The 16,429-nt window shown below is 73.9% G+C and carries 17 protein-coding genes and 1 pseudogene; 7 read left to right on the plus strand and 11 right to left on the minus strand.

Annotated elements, in window-relative coordinates; genetic code table 11:
• Window positions 1-2,073 (plus strand): ATP-binding protein (locus ABEA77_RS21510; RefSeq protein WP_345650045.1); only part of this gene is annotated, 2,073 nt, incomplete at its 5' end.
• On the opposite strand, the gene ABEA77_RS21515 is transcribed toward ABEA77_RS21510, so the two are convergent.
• The 3 genes from ABEA77_RS21515 to ABEA77_RS21525 all read right to left on the minus strand — a co-directional run bounded on the left by ABEA77_RS21515 (window position 2,006) and on the right by ABEA77_RS21525 (window position 4,651).
• A complete protein-coding gene (locus tag ABEA77_RS21515) occupies window positions 2,006-2,296 on the minus strand; it encodes a hypothetical protein (protein WP_345650048.1) in 291 nt (96 codons plus the stop codon). The two genes, ABEA77_RS21510 and ABEA77_RS21515, sit on opposite strands and share 68 nt — an antisense overlap.
• A complete protein-coding gene (locus ABEA77_RS21520; RefSeq protein ID WP_345650051.1) occupies window positions 2,293-3,546 on the minus strand; it encodes a hypothetical protein in 1,254 nt (417 codons plus the stop codon). The genes ABEA77_RS21515 and ABEA77_RS21520 overlap by 4 nt, the downstream gene beginning before the upstream one ends.
• A 223-nt stretch (window positions 3,547-3,769) precedes the next feature.
• The gene (locus tag ABEA77_RS21525) at window positions 3,770-4,651 is read right to left on the minus strand and encodes a helix-turn-helix domain-containing protein (RefSeq protein ID WP_345650054.1); all 882 of its coding nucleotides are present in this window, start codon (window positions 4,649-4,651) and stop codon (window positions 3,770-3,772) included.
• Between the two features lie 211 nt (window positions 4,652-4,862).
• On the opposite strand from ABEA77_RS21525, the gene ABEA77_RS21530 reads away from it, so the two are divergent.
• Entirely contained in the window at window positions 4,863-5,642 is a 780-nt protein-coding gene (locus ABEA77_RS21530; protein WP_345650057.1) for an SDR family oxidoreductase, read from the plus strand.
• An 18-nt stretch (window positions 5,643-5,660) separates the two neighbouring features.
• On the opposite strand, the gene ABEA77_RS21535 is transcribed toward ABEA77_RS21530, so the two are convergent.
• Window positions 5,661-6,446, minus strand: a complete 786-nt coding sequence (locus ABEA77_RS21535) for an SAM-dependent methyltransferase (protein WP_345650060.1) — start codon at window positions 6,444-6,446, stop codon at window positions 5,661-5,663.
• A 123-nt stretch (window positions 6,447-6,569) separates the two neighbouring features.
• On the minus strand, window positions 6,570-7,388 hold the full coding sequence (gene map / locus ABEA77_RS21540) for a type I methionyl aminopeptidase (RefSeq protein ID WP_345650063.1): 819 nt from the start codon (window positions 7,386-7,388) through the stop codon (window positions 6,570-6,572).
• 94 nt (window positions 7,389-7,482) lie between these two features.
• Between map and ABEA77_RS21545 the strand changes: the two genes are divergently transcribed.
• A complete protein-coding gene (locus tag ABEA77_RS21545; RefSeq protein ID WP_345650066.1) occupies window positions 7,483-7,749 on the plus strand; it encodes a helix-turn-helix domain-containing protein in 267 nt (88 codons plus the stop codon).
• A 136-nt stretch (window positions 7,750-7,885) separates the two neighbouring features.
• Here the strand turns inward: ABEA77_RS21545 and sodN are convergent, their stop codons facing one another.
• Window positions 7,886-8,281, minus strand: a complete 396-nt coding sequence (gene sodN, locus ABEA77_RS21550; protein WP_345650068.1) for a superoxide dismutase, Ni — start codon at window positions 8,279-8,281, stop codon at window positions 7,886-7,888.
• Between the two features lie 147 nt (window positions 8,282-8,428).
• On the opposite strand from sodN, the gene sodX reads away from it, so the two are divergent.
• Complete coding sequence (gene sodX / locus ABEA77_RS21555; RefSeq protein ID WP_345650071.1) at window positions 8,429-8,857, plus strand: nickel-type superoxide dismutase maturation protease; 429 nt, start codon at window positions 8,429-8,431, stop codon at window positions 8,855-8,857.
• On the opposite strand, the gene ABEA77_RS21560 is transcribed toward sodX, so the two are convergent.
• Window positions 8,761-9,390 carry a CGNR zinc finger domain-containing protein gene (locus ABEA77_RS21560; protein ID WP_345650074.1) on the minus strand — a complete coding sequence of 210 codons (630 nt, stop codon included), beginning with the start codon at window positions 9,388-9,390 and terminating at the stop codon, window positions 8,761-8,763. The genes sodX and ABEA77_RS21560 overlap by 97 nt on opposite strands.
• Window positions 9,391-9,552: 162 nt before the next feature.
• Between ABEA77_RS21560 and ABEA77_RS21565 the strand changes: the two genes are divergently transcribed.
• Window positions 9,553-10,341 (plus strand): class I SAM-dependent methyltransferase, encoded by a 789-nt coding sequence (locus tag ABEA77_RS21565; RefSeq protein ID WP_345650077.1) that lies wholly within the window; start codon window positions 9,553-9,555, stop codon window positions 10,339-10,341.
• Window positions 10,342-10,478: 137 nt separating this feature from the next.
• Here the strand turns inward: ABEA77_RS21565 and ABEA77_RS21570 are convergent, their stop codons facing one another.
• From ABEA77_RS21570 to ABEA77_RS21580, 3 genes are all read right to left on the minus strand, one after another.
• Window positions 10,479-11,240 carry an amino acid ABC transporter ATP-binding protein gene (locus tag ABEA77_RS21570; RefSeq protein ID WP_345650080.1) on the minus strand — a complete coding sequence of 254 codons (762 nt, stop codon included), beginning with the start codon at window positions 11,238-11,240 and terminating at the stop codon, window positions 10,479-10,481.
• The gene (locus ABEA77_RS21575; RefSeq protein WP_345650083.1) at window positions 11,237-12,181 is read right to left on the minus strand and encodes an amino acid ABC transporter permease; all 945 of its coding nucleotides are present in this window, start codon (window positions 12,179-12,181) and stop codon (window positions 11,237-11,239) included. Before ABEA77_RS21575 ends, ABEA77_RS21570 begins: the two co-directional genes overlap by 4 nt.
• Before the next feature lie 82 nt (window positions 12,182-12,263).
• Window positions 12,264-13,220, minus strand: coding sequence for an ABC transporter substrate-binding protein (locus ABEA77_RS21580; protein ID WP_345650086.1), 957 nt, complete (start codon window positions 13,218-13,220; stop codon window positions 12,264-12,266).
• Between the two features lie 414 nt (window positions 13,221-13,634).
• Between ABEA77_RS21580 and ABEA77_RS21585 the strand changes: the two genes are divergently transcribed.
• Both ABEA77_RS21585 and ABEA77_RS21590 read left to right on the plus strand, forming a co-directional pair.
• Window positions 13,635-14,846 (plus strand): NAD(P)-dependent malic enzyme, encoded by a 1,212-nt coding sequence (locus ABEA77_RS21585; protein ID WP_345650089.1) that lies wholly within the window; start codon window positions 13,635-13,637, stop codon window positions 14,844-14,846.
• 179 nt (window positions 14,847-15,025) lie between these two features.
• Window positions 15,026-15,988: a zinc-binding dehydrogenase gene (locus tag ABEA77_RS21590; RefSeq protein WP_345650092.1), complete on the plus strand. Its 963-nt coding sequence runs from the start codon at window positions 15,026-15,028 to the stop codon at window positions 15,986-15,988.
• 18 nt (window positions 15,989-16,006) lie between these two features.
• Here ABEA77_RS21590 and ABEA77_RS21595 read toward each other — a convergent pair.
• Window positions 16,007-16,429 (minus strand): annotated as a pseudogene (locus ABEA77_RS21595) (hypothetical protein); the annotation flags it as partial.

The following is a 16,429-nucleotide window of genomic DNA, read 5'->3' on the forward strand; positions in this document are numbered from 1 at the left end:
GCCGACACGGGTACGGACCCGGGGCCGGACGGCCGGGCGAACCCCAGCGGCCTCGGGAGCCCCGACCGCACCCATGCCCTCGGCGGCACCCACGCCCCGGAGGGCCCCGGCGGCCTCGACAGCCCCGGCGGCCCCCGCGGCCCCGTTCTCGTCGTGGTCAGCGGGCCGCCCGGTATCGGCAAGACCGCGCTCGCCTCGCGCTGGCTCGCCGGGCGCGAACGGCACTTCCCCGACGGGCAGCTCTACGCCGACCTGCGCGGCCACGGCGACGAGGAGCGCCCGCCCGCCGCTCCCGGCGAGGTGCTCGGCCAGTTCCTGCGGGCCCTCGGCGCCGCGAGAGTTCCGGTAGAACTCGCCGAACAAGCCGCCCTGTGGCGGACGTTCACCGCCGGGTCGCGCATCGCGGTGCTCCTGGACAACGCCCTCAGCGTCGCCCAGGTCCGGCCCCTGCTGCCCGGCGCGGCCGACAGCCTCGTCGTGGTCACCAGCAGACGGCGCCTGACCGGCCTCGGCGTCGACGGCGCCGCCTTCCTGCCGCTCGGCGCGCTCGCCCTGCCGGACTCCGTCGACCTGCTGACCCGCAGGATCGGCGCCGAGCGTGCACACCGCGAACCCGAGGCGACCAGGACCGTCGCCCTGGCCTGCGGCGGGCTCCCGCTCGCGATGTGTGTCGCCGCCGCCAGGCTCGCCGCCCGCCCCCACCGCTCCCTCGCCACCCTCGCCGCCGCGCTCACCGGCGCCGACGGGGTGCGCGCGCTGCGCGTCGAGGGCACCCACACCGTCGAGACCGCGCTCGACCAGTCATACCTGCGGCTGTCACCCGCCCTCGCGCGCGGCTACCGCCTCCTCGGGCTGCTGCCCCTGCCCGCAGTGGACCGTACGGCCGCCGCCGTGGCACTCGACCTGCCGGACGCCGAAGTGGAGCACCTGCTCGACGAGTTGACCGAGGCCAGCCTCCTGGAGGCGCACACCGCGGGGGACGGGGACACCGCGCGCGAGCGCTATCGCTTCCACGACCTGACCCGTGCCCACGCCGCCCGCCGCGCAGCGGCACACGACTCGGCACAGGACCGGCACGACACGGTGCGCCGCCTGGTGGACCACTACCTGGGCACAGCGACCGCGGCGGAGGCCCTGATCACCCCGACCCACCGCACCCTGCGCAGGGACTACGCCTTCCCGCCGACGCGGCCCGCGCCCTTCCACGACCCCGCGGGCGCCCTGCGCTGGCTGGGGGAGGAGGCGGCCGACCTGATGACCGTGCTGCGGGCCGCAGCGGAGCGCGGCTGGGACGACGCGGCCTGGCAACTCGCCGACGCCCTCTGGCCGTTGTTCAACCGGCTGCGTTCCTACGACCTGTGGATCGAGGCCCACCGCATCGGCCTCGCCGCGGCCCGCAGGCGCGGCGACACCGAGGCGGAGAGCCGCATGCTCACCTCAGGCGGCGCCGGGCTGCGCAACGCCGGGCTGCACGACGAGTCGGTCGAGTGGGTCACCCGCGCCGCCGAACTCGCCGACCGCGCAGGCGATCCGGTCGCACGCGCCCAGGCCCTGCACGACCTCGGCCAGGCACACCGGCTCGCCGGACGCCTGGCAGAGGCCCGTACCCACTTCGCCGTGGCGCTCCGGCTGCGCGAGGAGCACGGGCTGCGGCGCGGAGGCGCGCTCACCCTGATCTGCCTGGCCGACATCGACTTGGAGACCGGCCGCGCCGAGGACGCCTTCCACCGGCTCACCCGCGCCCGCGCCGACCTGCTCGCGGAGGGCGACGGCTACGACGCGGCGCGGGCCCTCGCCTTCCTCGGCCGCGCCGTCGCGCTCTCCGGCCGTGGACACACCGAGGGGGAGGCCCATCTCGCCCGCGCTCTCGACGAGTTCGCCGCCGCCGGGTCCGTGCACTGGCGGGCCCGCACCCTGGAACTGCTCGGTGAGAGCGCCGAGGAGCGCGGCGACACGGCACGGGCCAGGGACCACTACACGCGGTCCCTGGCCCTGTACGAACCCGTCAGCGGCACGGACACCCGTCGCGTCGCCCGGCGGCTGGAGCACCTGGGGGAGCGGGGTGGGCGCTGAACCCCCACACCACCCCGGCCGGGTCCGAGCAGGCGACCACCACGAGCGCACACCCCGGGTAGTCGCGCAGGACACGGCGCACGAGCAGCGCGGCGTACTCGGCCGGGCGCGGCGCGCCCGCCCACAGCACGTCGGCGCACTGCCGCCACTCCTCGCCCGCCGGGCCGTCCAGGTCGACCGCCACCGCCCCCTCGGGCAGCAGCACCACGCCCGGCGCACTCACGCCGACAGCCCCAGGCCGCCGGGGCGGCGGCCCGCACGCCCCGGGAGCCGCGCCGGCAGCGGCAGCGGCCCCGGCGCCGGGTCGTACGCCGGCGCCCCGAGCCCCAGCACCCGGTACATCAGCGCCCGCATCCGCAGGTCGAAGCGGCCGGGCTCCGAGGAGATCAGACCGGCGATCCGCGCGTACTCGTCCGCCGGATACGTCCGCGCCGCGTACGCCAGCTGCTGCGGCAGCGGATGGCCCGGCGACAGCGCGGGCGCGAGCCGGCCGAGCGCCGCGCCGGGCGAGGCCGGATTGACGTCGCCCGAGGGGAACCGGGCCAGCAGGATCGCCGCCCGCGTCAGCGTCCCGTACACGGTGGTCGACCCGTGATCGCCCACGATGTAGTCCGCCGCGACCAGGTGGGTGCGCCAGTCGGCGCCCGCGCCGAGCACCGCCACGCCCCGCCTGCGGAACCCCGCGAGCCACGAGGCCACCTGCCAGTCCCCGTGCCCCGCGTGCACGTTGGGGTGGACCAGCACGGCGATCCGGTACTCCGGGGCCGGCAGCTCCGCCACCAGCCGCGGCAGCAGCGCGTCCAGCCTGCTGAAGGACGACCCGTGGCCCCAGGTCGTCGTCACCAGCACCAGCTTCTGGCCAGGGCGCAGCCCGAGCGCCGCCCGGTAGCGGTCGCGGTGCGGCAGGCTCGCCCGTATCCGGTCGAAGCTGCCGTCGCCGACCACCGTCGCGATCGGTACGGCCTCCGGGCAGTCCCGCGCCAGTACGTCGAGATCCGCGCGGTGCGCCAGCGCGAGCGCCGCCGGCACCACCCGGCCGTCCCACGTCAGGTACTCGCGGCCGAGACCGCCCACGCTGCGCCGCCCCTGCGCGCCGCCCTCGGGCGCCCGGGACAGCTTGATGTGGCCCGCGCCGTGCGGGAGACGGACGACCGGTGCCCGCACCTGCTCCATGCCCTGCGAGCCCGCGGCGAGCGCCAGGTCGAACTCGGTCTCCACCGCCTCGCGCCACGGCAGGACCGCTGTGCCCCCGATCTCGTCGAGCGAGCGCGCCGCCCCGCTGTTGAACGCGTGCGGCGCCACCGTGAACGCCACCTGCACCCGCAGGTCCGAGTCGAACAGCGGCAGCAGCTCACGCAGTCGCTGGCCGTAGACCTCGGTGTGGACGACGAAGAGAACCTTCTTGCAACCGGACAGCGTCAGCCACTGCCCGGAGTCGCGCACGGGGCCCGAGGGCCCCTCCCACTGCTTCATACCTCTCCCCCGAGACGCGCCCCGGCGGCCCCGGGGCTCCTCGGAGGACCTCATGCCCGACCCCGGTCCCGGCCGGCTTGACGAGCCCTTGCAGAAACCTTGCAGCCGAGGTGGGGCGGGGTTCCGGCACCGGAGGGACGCGCCCGGCCCGGCGCCGGGCCGCTGGGACACGGGCGTCCCGACCGGCCGGGCGGCGGGAGGACAGCGGGCACGGCCCGCCGGCTCACGCCGCCCGTGCCCCGGCCGCCGCCGCGGTGACGCGGGCCAGCGCCGCCGCGTCCGGACCGCCCGGCTCGGCCGTGCCCACGAGGAGCTGCTGGCCGGGGGTGCCCTGCACGTCGAACGCATGGTACGTGAGGGTGAGGCGGCCGCCCGCGGGGTGGGCGAACACCTTGGTCCTGCTGCCCAGCCGCCCCACCGCGTGCTGCTCCCACAGCCGCGCGAACTCCTCGCTCACGTCGAGGAGTTCCGCGACCAGCGCGGTCAGCTCCCGGTCCTCGGGCGCCGCGCCCGCGGCCTGCCGGAGCACCGCGACCGTGTCCCGCGCGACCACCCGCCACTCGGCGAACAGGGTGCGGGCCACCGGGTCGAGGAAGACGGTGCGGACCATGTTGCGCCCGATGGTGAGCGGGGCGCAGAGCGCCGCCGCCGGCGCGTTCCAGGCCAGCAGGTCGAGCCTGCTGTTCACGATGTACGCGGCGGCGGCGGGGAAGCCGGCCATCAGGTGGAGCAGCGCCGGGTCGACCGGCTCGCCCGCCTCGGGCCGTACGCCGGGCCCGGCCGCGGGGACCGGTACCTGGGCCGTCGCGGTGGTGTCCGCCGGGGACCTCGGCAGCAGCCCGGCCAGCCGGTACGCGTGCCAGCGGGCGTCCGTCCCCAGCCGCAACGCGTCCGCGATGGCGTCCACGACCTGCCCCGAAGGGCTGCGCTCGCGTCCCTGTTCGAGCCGGGTGTAGTAGTCGGCGCTGACCCCGGCGAGCACCGCGACCTCCTCCCGCCGCAGCCCCGCCACCCGGCGGGCGCCGGCCGCGGGCAGGCCCACGTCGGCGGGGCCCACCTGGGCACGCCTGGCCCGAAGGAACTCACCCAGTGCGCTGCCGTCCATGGGCACAGGGTACGGCGTCGCCGGTCCCAGGAGTGCCGCACCCAGGAAGACGCGTCCTGCCGCCGGTCGCCGGGCGACGGCACGATCGGTGCCGAGCGGCGCGCGGCAGGTCCGCGCGCCCTGCCCGACGCGCCCGCCCGGCCGTACGAGCGGCGCGCGTGCCCCGCCGGGGCGCCCGCCGGGTGCCCCGGAAGACCCACGAAGGCAGGACATGAACAGCACACCGCACCGTCCCACCGCAGGCACGGACCCCGCTCCCCGGCAGGACACCGCGTCCCTGGTCGTCCTCGTCACCGGCGCGAGCAGCGGCATCGGCGAGGCCACCGCCCGCAGGCTCGCCGCCGCGGGCCACCGGGTCGTGCTCGGCGCCCGCCGCGCCGACCGGATCGCCGCGGTCGCCGCGGACATCGAGGCGGCCGGAGGCAGCGCCGACCACCACGTGCTCGACGTCACGGACCCAAAGAGCGTCCTGGCGTTCGCGGCGGCGGCTCGTGCCCGGCACGGCCGGATCGACGTGCTCGTCAACAACGCGGGCCTGATGGCCCTCGCCCCGCTCGACGCGGTCCGCACCGACGAGTGGGACCGCATGATCGACGTCAACGTGCGGGGCGTGCTGCACGGCATCGCCGCCGTGCTGCCGCAGATGCGGGCCCAGGGCTCGGGCCATGTCGTCAACGTCGCCTCGGTCGCCGGGCTGCGGGTCGACCCGACCGCCGCCGTCTACTGCGCGACCAAGTACGCCGTGCGGGCGATCTCCGAGGGACTGCGCCAGGAGAGCCGCGAGGTGCGGGTCACCGTCGTCAGCCCCGGCTTCACCCGCAGCGAGCTCGCCGAGGGCAGCGGCGACGAGGCGGCCCGCGAGGCGGTGCGCGCCGGCATGGAGATCGCCATCCCGGCCGAGGCCGTCGCCGGAGCGATCGCGTACGCGGTGGGGCGGCCTCCCGAGGTGGACGTCAACGAGATCGTCGTACGGCCCACCGCGCAGGGCTGACCCGCGCGTGGCCCGGCCTCAGGGCACCCGGGCCACGCCCACGTAGAGGCCGGTCGGTGCCGGGTCGGGCACGGGGGCGTCAGGGGACCACTCAGTGGCGGTGACCAGGCCGGGGGCGACGGGTTCCAGACCGTCGAAGAACCGGGCGCAGGCGGCGCGGTCGCGCGGCACCAGCTGCACCCCGCCACTCGCGTACGCGTCGAGGACGTCCCGGAGCAACTCGGGATGCAGGTCGGACCCGGCGTGCGAGAGCACCACATGGCTGCCGGACGGCAGCCCCGCCGCCAGTTCGGCGACGAGCCCGTGCGGATCCGCGCAGTCCGGCACGAAGTGCAGCAGCCCGGTGAGCGACAGCGCGACGGGCCGGGTCAGGTCGAGGGCCGTACGCGCGTGATCGAGGATCACGGCGGGGTCGCGCACATCGGCCTGGAGGTAGTCCGTGCCGCCCGCGGGATGGCTCACGAGCAGCGCCTCCGCGTACCGCAGAATCAGCCGGTTGTTGTCCGTGTACAGGACCCTGGCGGCCGGATTGACGCTCTGCGCCACCTGGTGGAGGTTGGGCTCGGCGGGAAAGCCCGTGCCGATGTCGAGGAACTGGTCCACCCCGCGGCCCGCGAGCCACGCCACGGCCCGGCGCATGAACTCCCGGTTGTGGCGGGCGCTCTCCCGGATCAGCGCGGGCAGGCGGTCGCCGATCTCGCGGTCGGCCCGGTAGTACTCGTGGCCGCCGAGCAGGTAGTCGTACACGCCGGCGGTGCGCGGTCTGCTGCTGCTGTCGATCGCCGCGTAGGGCAAACCCGTCATGGAATGTGACCCTATGTCAGCCTCGAACGGCTGCGCGAGACCTTGCGCCGTTCTTCCCGCCACTTTCGCACGCCCCACGTACCCCACAGCTCACGGGGCGCGGCGGGGGCGGGGCGTGCCCTGTCATCGGGTGGGTGTCGGGGGCTGTGGGGCGGTCTGGTGCGCCTTGGCGGGTGCGGGGCGGCGGGTGAGGACGAGCGGGGCGGCCTCGGTGACGGCGACCGTGTGCTCCGAGTGGGCGGTGCGGGAGCCGTCCGCCGAGCGGATCGTCCAGCCGTCGGGGTCGAAGACGATCCTGTTGGTGCCGGCCGCGAACCAGGGCTCGATGGCGATGGTCAGGCCGGGGCGGAGCTTCCAGCCGCGGCCGGGGCGGCCGTCGTTGGGGATGTGCGGGTCCTCGTGCATCGTGCGGCCGATGCCGTGCCCGCCGAACTCCAGGTTGACCGGGTAGCCGTACTCCGCGGCGACGGCGCCGATGGCCGCGGAGACGTCCCCGAGCCGGTTGCCTGGCAGGGCGACCTCGATCGCGGCCTCCAGGGCGACCTCGGTCGCCTCGATCAGCCGCAGGTCCTCGGGGGCCGGGGTGCCCACGACGACGGAGTGCGCCGAGTCCGCGGACCAGCCGTCGATGGTGACCGCCATGTCCATGGAGAGCAGGTCGCCGTCGCGCAGCGTGTAGCTGTGCGGAAGTCCGTGCAGGACCGCGTCGTTGACCGAGAGGCACACCACGTTGCGGAACGGGCCCTTGCCGAACGAGGGCGCGTAGTCCCAGTAGCAGGACTCCGCGCCGCGCTCCTTGATCCGGCGGCGGGCGTGGTGCTCCAGGTCCAGCAGATTGACGCCCACCGCGGCGAGGTCGCCGAGTTCGGCGAGCACCTGGCCGACGAACTCTCCGGTGACGCGCATGCGCTCGATGTCCTTGGGCGATTTGTGCTCGATCACTGCGATCCTCGATCTCCGCGGGGTGCCGACAGGTATATTTATACCAGGTCGAAGGGTGGTTGCCGCGGGTCACCTGCGCCTTTAGCATGACCGCATGGTTCGCCACCCGCTCGCTCCCGAACAGATCGAGGCGGGCCGACGCCTCGGGGCCGCGCTGCGCGCCGCCCGGGCCGGGCGCAGTCCCGTCGAGGTGGCCGCGGCGGCGGAGATCTCGCCCGAGACCCTCCGCAAGATCGAGACCGGCCGGCTCCCGACGCCCGCGTTCGGCACCGTCGTCCGGCTCAGCGAGGTCCTCGACGTACCACTCACCGAACTCGCCCTCGTCTGGCGCACCGACCCCGCCCTGAGCAAGGCGTCCTAGCGGCGCCCGCGTCCGCCTCGCCCCCTCGGGGCAGGGCGGCGAAACGACGGCACCCGCCCCGCCGGGTGCGGCGGGGCGGGTGCGGCCGGAGACCTGGCGATCGCGGGGATCGCGGGTCAGGGGGCATGACGCGGGGTCAGGCCTTCTTGGTCTCCCAGAAGATCTTGTCGACCTGGGCGATGTAGTCCAGGGCCTTCTGGCCGGAGGCCGGGTCCGTGGAGCCCTTGGCGGCCGACAGGGCCTTCAGGGTGTCGTTGACCAGCTGGTGCAGCTCCGGGTACTTCTCGAAGTGCGGGGGCTTGAAGTAGTCGCTCCACAGCACCGAGACGTGGTGCTTGGCGAGCTCGGCGCGCTGCTCCTTGATGACGGTGGCGCGCGCCTGGAAGTGGGGGTCGTCGTTGCCGGCCATCTTCTCCTGGATGGCCTTGACGGACTCCGCCTCGATACGTGCCTGGGCGGGGTCGTAGACGCCGCAGGGGAGGTCGCAGTGGGCGCTGACCTTCACCTTCGGAGCAAACAGGCGGGAAAGCATGAGCTGTCCTTCCTCGTGATCGTCTTCTCGGGTGCGACATTACTCTGTAGGAAGCCCGATTTCGCGAGTGCCCCCTGGGGCTTAGGACAAAAGTCCGGCATCAGAATTGGACCGACGACGGAGTGCGGTGTGACCGGGAGGTGCCGGATGACGGAGGTGGGGCGGGACCCGCGGGAGGCGCGGGTGCCCCTGGGCATCGCCGAGGTGACGGGTCCTTCCATGTACCCGACCCTCGTCCACGGCGACCAGCTGCTCGTGCAGTACAGGGCGCCCGTCAAGGCGGGTGACGTCGCCGTGCTGAAGCATCCGCTCCAGCAGGACCTGCTCATCGTCAAGCGGCTGGTCGAGCGGCGCGACGGCGGCTGGTGGGTGCTCGGCGACAACCCGGCGGCCGAGGGCGACAGCCGGGTGTTCGGCACGGTGCCCGACGAGTTGCTGCTCGCCCGGGTGCTCGGCCGCTACCGGCCGCGCGGCGAGGGTCAGCGCTCGGTCGGCGCGACGCTGGCCTGGCTGGCCTCCGCGGTGCGGCCGGTGCTCGCGGACCGCTCGGTCTCCAGGCGCTTGCGGGCCCGGTAGGCGGCGACGTTCGCCCGCGTCGCGCACCGGTCGGAGCAGTAGCGGCGCGAGCGGTTGGTCGAGGTGTCCAGGTAGGCGTTGCGGCAGGGCCTTGCCTGGCACAGGCCGAGGCGGTCGACCCCGTAGCCGGTGAGGTGGAAGGCGAGGCCCATCGCGGCCGTCGCCGCGTAGGCGGCGGTGGCGTTGGAGGTGTGCTCCGCGAGGTGCATGTGCCAGTCGGGCCTGCCCTCCTCGTTGAGCAGGTCGTGGCCCGACACCTTGGGGCTGACGGGGAAGTCGAGCAGCAGGGCGTTGAGGAGGTCGACGGCGAGCCGCTCGTCGCCCTCGTCCGCCGCCGTGAAGACGGCCCGCAGCCTGGCCCGTACGGACCTCAGGCGGGTCACGTCCGCGTCCGTCGCCCGCCGCGCCACCTGGGAAGCGGCGCCGAACAGGGTCCGTACGGCCTCGACCGAGGTCAGGGCGTCCGTGCCGCGCAGCGGCTCCTCGGTGTTGACGAGGCGCACCGCGTAGTCCGAGTAAGAGGCCAGGTCCACTTGTAGTCCTTACGGCTGCGGTCTAGGGTTTCCGGGCGGGGCGGCGTAATGGTCGCTTTCGCAATCAGGGTATTACGGATGTGCTCTCGCGGGGAAACAGCCGCGGGTCCCGCGCAGAGCGGGGAACGGCACACAGGACTCAGCAGGGGCGGAGGGCTTCCCATGGCGGACGTGGTACGGGCACAGGGCGGACCGGAGGCGGCGGAGGGTACCGACTGGTGGGCCTGGCAGGAGAGCTGGGATCGCCAGCAGGAGTGGTTCATGCCGGACCGCGAGGACCGCTTCCGGGTCATGCTCGACATGGTCGAGGCCCTCACGGGGCCCGAGCCGCGCGTGCTCGACCTGGCGTGCGGTACGGGCAGTATCACGGACCGGCTGCTCAAGCGGTTCCCCGGGGCCACGAGCACCGGTGTCGACCTCGACCCAGCCCTGCTCGCCATCGCGCGCGGCACCTTCGCGGGCGACGACCGTGCCACCTTCGTCACCGCCGACCTCACGGACCCCGGCTGGACCGCGGCCCTGCCGTACGCGACGTACGACGCGGTGCTCACCGCGACCGCGCTGCACTGGCTGCGCCGGGAGCCGCTGGCCGAGTTGTACGGGCGGATCGCCGGCCTCACCAGGGACGGCGGCGTCTTCCTCAACGCCGACCACATGCCGCACTCCGGCACCCCGCGCATCGACGCGGCCGAGCGCGCCCACCGGCACGCCCGCATGGACCGGGAGCGGGCCGCGGGCGTCCTCGGCTGGGACGAGTGGTGGCAGGCCGCGGCGGCCGACCCGGCGCTTGCGGAGCCGACCGCCGAGCGGTTCCGGATCTACGGCAGCCACGCCGAGGGCGAGACGCCGTCCCTCGACTGGCATGTCGCGGCGCTGCGCGCGGCCGGCTTCGACGAGGTGCGCGCCGTGTGGGCCTCGCCCACGGACTCGGTCGTCCTCGCGCTGAAGTGACCGCAGCGACCGCCCGCGCGCGGGGAAACGGCCAGCGGAGGAACGGACGGCGGGGAAACGGACGGCGGGGGCACGGGGCGCGCGCCGCGCCGCCCCCGTACCCCCGCGCCGCGCGCCCCCGGTCGGCGAGCCCGCCGTCACAGCACCTTGGAGAGGAACGCCTTGGTGCGCTCGTGCCGCGGGGCGGTCAGGACGTCGCGCGGGTGGCCCGACTCCACGACCACGCCGTCGTCCATGAAGACCAGCGCGTCCCCGACCTCGCGGGCGAAGCCCATCTCGTGGGTCACCACGATCATGGTCATGCCGTCCGACGCCAGGTCGCGCATCACGTCGAGCACGTCGCCCACCAGCTCAGGGTCGAGCGCCGAGGTCGGCTCGTCGAACAGCATCAGCTTCGGCTCCATCGCCAGTGCGCGGGCGATCGCCACCCGCTGCTGCTGGCCGCCGGAGAGCTGCGAGGGGTAGTTGCCCGCCTTGTCCGAGAGCCCGACCCGGTCGAGCAGCCGCTCGGCGCGGGCCCGCGCCGAGGCCCTGGACTCCCGCTTGACCTGGACGGGCGCCTCCATGACGTTCTCGACGGCCGTCATGTGCGGGAACAGGTTGAAGCGCTGGAAGACCATGCCGATGTCGCGCCGCTTGAGCGCCACCTCGCTGTCGCGCAGCTCGTACAGCTTCTCGCCCTGCTGCCGGTAGCCGACCAGCTCGCCGTCGACGTACAGGCGCCCGGCGTTGATCTTCTCCAGGTGGTTGATGCACCGCAGGAACGTCGACTTGCCCGACCCCGAGGGGCCGACCAGGCAGAACACCTCACGGGGCGCGACTTCGATGTCGATGCCCTTGAGCACCTCCACCGCGCCGAAGGACTTGTGCACGCCCTCGGCCTTCACCATCGCGGTCACGCGGTGACACCTCCTCCGGAACGGGTGCCCAGCGAGAGCACGTTGGCCTTCACGCGCTGCCAGGGCGTCGGCGGCAGCGCGCGGCTCGAACCGCGCGCGTAGTACCGCTCCAGGTAGAACTGGCCGACGCTGAAGACCGTCGTGAGGATCAGGTACCAGGCGGCCGCGAGGAACAGCATCTCGGCCGCCGCGCCCGAGGTCTGCCCGATGTCCTGGGCCACGCGCAGCAGTTCGGAGTACTGCACGGCCGAGACGAGCGACGTCGTCTTCAGCATGTTGATGACCTCGTTGCCCGTCGGCGGCACGATCACCCGCATCGCCTGCGGGATCACGATGCGCCGCAGCGTCTTGCCGTGGCTCATCCCGAGCGCCTGCGACGCCTCGGTCTGGCCCTCGTCCACGGACAGCAGGCCCGCGCGGCAGATCTCCGCCATGTACGCGGCCTCGTTGAGGCCGAGGCCGAGCAGCGCTGTCAGGAACGGCGTCATGAAGGACGACCAGTAGTCCTTGTAGATCGGCCCGAGGTTGATGTACTCGAAGACCAGGCCCAGGTTGAACCAGACCAGCAGCTGGACGTAGACCGGCGTGCCCCGGAAGAACCAGATGTAGAACCACGAGATGGACGAGGTCACCGGGTTCTTCGACAGGCGCATCACGGACAGGATGACGCCGAGCACGACGCCCATCAGCATCGCGAGCACCGTCAGGAGCAGGGTCTTGCCGACGCCCGCGAGCACGCGGCCGTCGAAGAAGAAGTCGGGGATGGCGCCCCAGTTCACCTTGCCCTGGGCGAAGGCGTAGATGATCAGGGCGAGCACGGCCACGGCGATCGCGCCGGAGACGTACCGCCCGTAGTGCTTCACCGGGATGGCGCGGATGGCCTCCGGCGGTGCGGGCACGGAGTCGGCGGGTTCCGCCTTGTTGTTGGTGTCGACACTCACAGGTCTTGTCTGCCTCTCGGTCCTCGCGGCCTCGGTCCGGTGCGCCCCGCCGCGCGGGCGTGCGCGGCGGCGGCGCCGCGGGTCAGCTGCCGCCGTTGATCGTGGCCGAGGTCACGGCGCCGTCCTGGGCGCCCCACTTCTCCAGGATCTTCCGGTACTCGCCGTTCTTGATGATCGCGTCGAGCGCGCCCCCCAGCGCCTGGGTCAGCCGGGTGTCGCCCTTCGTCACGGCGATGCCGTACGGGGCGGCCTGGACGGTCTTGCCGACCAGCTGGAAGTCCTTGCCCCCGCCGGACGTCTTCACCGCGTACGCGGCGATGGGGGAGTCCGAGGAACCGGCGTCGGCGCCGCCGCTCCTGAGGCGCACCTGCGCCTGCTGGTCGGTGTCGAACGGCTCGATCTTGAGCGGCTTGCCCGCGGGACACTTCTTCGCCTCGGACTTGGCGAGGTCCTCGGAGACCGTGCCGCGCTCCAGCACGATGGTCTTGCCGCAGAGGTCGCCCCAGCCGTTGATCCCCTGGGTCTTGCCCTTCTGGGTGTAGATCGAGACGCCCGCGCTGTAGTAGTCGACGAAGTCGACGCCCGCGCCGACCTTCTTGCCGTCCTCGACGCCGTTCTGCCGGTCCTTGGTGTCCGTCATGGCCGACATGATCATGTCGTAGCGCTTGGCGCGCAGGCCGGTCACCAGTGAGTCGAAGGTGCCGTTCTCGAACTGGACCTTCACGCCGAGCTGCTTGCCGAGGGCCGCGCCCAGGTCGGGGTCCATACCCGCGGTCCTGCCCGACTTGTCGGTGAACTCGACCGGCGCGTACGCGATGTCGGAGCCGACCGTGAGCACGCCCTTGTCCCTGATCTGCTGCGGCAGCTTGTCGTGCAGCGCCCCGCCGCCCGCGGTCCCGGACGCCTGGGCGGAGCCGCCCCCGCCGTCCTTCTTGGTCTGGTCGCCGCAGCCCGTCAGGACGAGCGCGCCCGCGACCGCGAGCGCGCCGACGGCGGCGATCCGCGACCTCGCGGCGGTGGTGCGAGGGATGGTGCTCATGTTCGAAGTCCTCCGAGGTGGGTCACCGTTTTGTGGCGGCAGCGGGTGTCTGCCAGGTGGACGTGCACACTTCTTCGGGTGTCGCGACCGTGTGTGATGAGTGGCATCCTGCCATTCGGACAGGCGGCTTCAGGACGCCGGGCATGTCAAAATCGGATAACGGGTCACCCCCGAACCTGCACCCCGGCCGCCTCCCGGCGGCGGGGCCTTCCTCCGGGACGTCTCTTCCCGGCCGGAGAATCTCCGGCCGTCCACACCGTGCTCCGGCGCGCGTGGCGATGCCGCCCGTCGGGTATGAAGGACTTTTCCCCACCGGGACTTGAGGACGCGCGTGCGGCGCGTCGGCCACCGTCCGATCAGGACGGCACCCCCGGCACCACCCTCGAACGAACGACTCAAAAGGGGACACAACACATGGCAGCGGAGATCGTCAACCCGCGCAGCGGCGCGGAGCAGGACACCGAGTCCGACGAGCCCTTCGATCCGGCCTTCGCCCTGCACAGGGGCGGCAAGCTCGCCGTGCGGTCGACCGTGCCCGTGCGGGACAGGGACGAGCTCTCCCTCGCGTACACCCCCGGCGTCGCGCGCGTGTGCACCGCGATCGCGCAGAAGCCCGAGCTGGTCCACGACTACACGTGGAAGTCGCAGGTCGTGGCCGTGGTCACGGACGGCACCGCGGTGCTCGGGCTCGGCGACATCGGCCCTGAGGCGTCCCTGCCCGTGATGGAGGGCAAGGCGATCCTCTTCAAGCAGTTCGGCGGGGTCGACGCGGTGCCGATCGCACTCGGCACCACCGACGTGGACGAGATCGTGGAGACGGTCGTGCGGCTCGCGCCCTCGTTCGGCGGGGTCAACCTGGAGGACATCGCGGCACCGCGGTGCTTCGAGATCGAGCGCAAGCTCCAGGAGCGGCTCGACATCCCGGTCTTCCACGACGACCAGCACGGCACCGCGGTCGTCACGCTGGCCGCCCTGCGCAACGCGGCCCGGCTCACCGGCCGGCGCCTCGGCGACCTGCGCGCGGTGATCTCGGGCGCGGGCGCCGCGGGCGTCGCCATCGCCAAGTTCCTGCTGGCGGCGGGGATCGGCGACGTGGCCGTGACGGACCGCAGGGGTGTCGTCAGCGCCGACCGCGACGACCTCACGGACGTCAAGCGGGAGATCGCGGGACTCACCAACAGGACGGGACTCACCGGCTCGATCGAGTCGGCGCTCAAGGGCGCGGACGTGTTCATCGGCGTCTCGGGCGGCACCGTGCCCGAGGCGGCCGTCGCGTCGATGGCCGAGGGCGCGTTCGTCTTCGCCATGGCCAACCCGGATCCCGAGGTCCACCCGGAGGTCGCGCACACGTACGCGTCCGTCGTGGCGACCGGCCGCAGCGACTTCCCCAACCAGATCAACAACGTGCTCGCCTTCCCCGGCATCTTCGCGGGCGCGCTCCAGGTGCGGGCCTCCCGCATCACCGAGGGCATGAAGATCGCCGCGGCCGACGCGCTCGCGGACGTCGTGGGCGACGACCTGGCGGCCGACTTCGTCATCCCCTCGCCCTTCGACGAGCGGGTGGCCCCCGCGGTCACGGCCGCGGTGGCGGCCGCCGCGCGGGTGGACGGCGTCGCGCGCCGCTGACCGCCGCAGGGGCGCGCGGGCCGGACCCGCGCGCCCCGCGAGCGGCGGTCTGCCCGCGCCTCGGCCGGGACGTCCGCGGCTGCGCCCCCTGCGGGCGGAGTGCACACATGCCACGGGCGGGGCGCGCGTCACACGAGCGGTGTGTTCCGCCGTGCCAGGGGCGCCCCTATCGTCGTCGCATGTTCGCCGTCTACGCAGCACGCATCGACAAGGACCAGCCTCTCAACGGCCTTGAGCTGGGGGAGCGTCCGGATCCCGCGGCCCGGCCCGGCTGGACCACCGTCACCGTCAGGGCCGCGTCCCTCAACCACCACGACCTCTGGTCGCTGCGCGGGGTGGGGCTGCCGGCCGACCGGCTGCCGATGATCCTCGGCTGCGACGCAGCGGGAGTCGACGAGGACGGCAACGAGGTCGTCGTCCACTCCGTCATCGGGGAGACCGGCCACGGCGTCGGCCCGAAGGAGCGCAGGTCCATCCTCACCGAGACGTACGACGGCACGTTCGCCGAGCGGGTCACCGTGCCCGCGTGGAACGTGCTGCCGAAGCCGAGGGAGCTCAGCTTCGAGGAGGCCGCCTGCCTGCCGACCGCCTGGCTCACCGCGTACCGGATGCTGTTCACCAACGCGGGCGTGCGGCCCGGCGACTCGGTCCTCGTGCAGGGGGCGGGTGGCGGCGTCGCCACCGCCTGCGTGGTCCTCGGCAGCGCCGCGGGGCTTCGGGTGTACGCGACGAGCCGCGACGCGGCCAAGCGTGAGCGCGCCGTCGCGCTGGGCGCGGTCGCGGCCTTCGAGCCGGGCGAGCGGCTGCCGCACCGGGTCGACGCGGTGATCGAGACGGTGGGCGCCGCGACCTGGTCCCACTCGATCACGTCGCTCCGGCCCGGCGGCACGGTGGTGATCTCCGGTGCGACCAGCGGCGACCGCCCCTCCAACGCGGAGCTGACCCGGATCTTCTTCCTCGAACTGAGGGTCGTGGGCTCCACGATGGGCTCGCGGGACGAGCTGGAGGACCTGCTCTCCTTCTGCGCGGCCACGGGCGTCAGGCCCGTGATCGACGACGTGCTGCCCATGGACCGGGCGCGGGACGCGTTCGCGCGGATGGCGGAGGGGAACCTCTTCGGGAAGCTCGTCCTGACCCGCTGAGCGGGGCGCGGCGGCGCGTCAGGCGCCCCCGCGATCGGGGCGGTCGGGCCCGGGGCGCCCCGTCTGCAGGAGCGCCGTGATGCGGGCGGCCGCCGTCGACAGGTGGCGGCGCGCCTCGCCCAGCTGCGCGCGCGTCACCCCGTGGTCGCGGGCCGCGTCGCGCACATCGTCCCTGAGGCGGTCGAGAAGGCGCTCCAGGTCGCGCCCCGGGTTGTCCGTCGAGGGCGCGTCGGCGGCCCAGGCGTCCTCCGCCCCGGTGGCGCGGCCGGCCCGGACGCCCCCGACCCCGGCGGCGGGCCCGCCCGGCGCCCGCGAGGGGTCCGTACGGCCGGGCGCCGGGCCGCCCTGCGGCTCCGTGCGGTCCGACCCCGAGCCCCTCGGGTGCTCCGTGCGGTCCGAGGCCGGGCCGTCCGGGGATCCCGTGCGGTCCGAGGCCGGGCC

Origin of the sequence: Streptomyces tremellae, assembly GCF_039540215.1 — a bacterium.
GTDB classification, from domain to species: Bacteria; Actinomycetota; Actinomycetes; order Streptomycetales; family Streptomycetaceae; genus Streptomyces; species Streptomyces tremellae.

Coding starts and splice junctions, on each gene's coding strand:
- ABEA77_RS21580 (WP_345650086.1), bottom strand. CDS start 13,220: ATGAGCACCATCCCTCGCACCACCGCCGCGAGGTCGCGGATCGCCGCC.
- ABEA77_RS21530 (WP_345650057.1), top strand. CDS start 4,863: ATGAACAGCACACCGCACCGTCCCACCGCAGGCACGGACCCCGCTCCC.
- ABEA77_RS21525 (WP_345650054.1), bottom strand. CDS start 4,651: ATGGACGGCAGCGCACTGGGTGAGTTCCTTCGGGCCAGGCGTGCCCAG.
- ABEA77_RS21590 (WP_345650092.1), top strand. CDS start 15,026: ATGTTCGCCGTCTACGCAGCACGCATCGACAAGGACCAGCCTCTCAAC.
- ABEA77_RS21585 (WP_345650089.1), top strand. CDS start 13,635: ATGGCAGCGGAGATCGTCAACCCGCGCAGCGGCGCGGAGCAGGACACC.
- ABEA77_RS21545 (WP_345650066.1), top strand. CDS start 7,483: ATGGTTCGCCACCCGCTCGCTCCCGAACAGATCGAGGCGGGCCGACGC.
- ABEA77_RS21565 (WP_345650077.1), top strand. CDS start 9,553: ATGGCGGACGTGGTACGGGCACAGGGCGGACCGGAGGCGGCGGAGGGT.
- ABEA77_RS21535 (WP_345650060.1), bottom strand. CDS start 6,446: ATGACGGGTTTGCCCTACGCGGCGATCGACAGCAGCAGCAGACCGCGC.
- sodX (WP_345650071.1), top strand. CDS start 8,429: ATGACGGAGGTGGGGCGGGACCCGCGGGAGGCGCGGGTGCCCCTGGGC.
- sodN (WP_345650068.1), bottom strand. CDS start 8,281: ATGCTTTCCCGCCTGTTTGCTCCGAAGGTGAAGGTCAGCGCCCACTGC.
- ABEA77_RS21520 (WP_345650051.1), bottom strand. CDS start 3,546: ATGAAGCAGTGGGAGGGGCCCTCGGGCCCCGTGCGCGACTCCGGGCAG.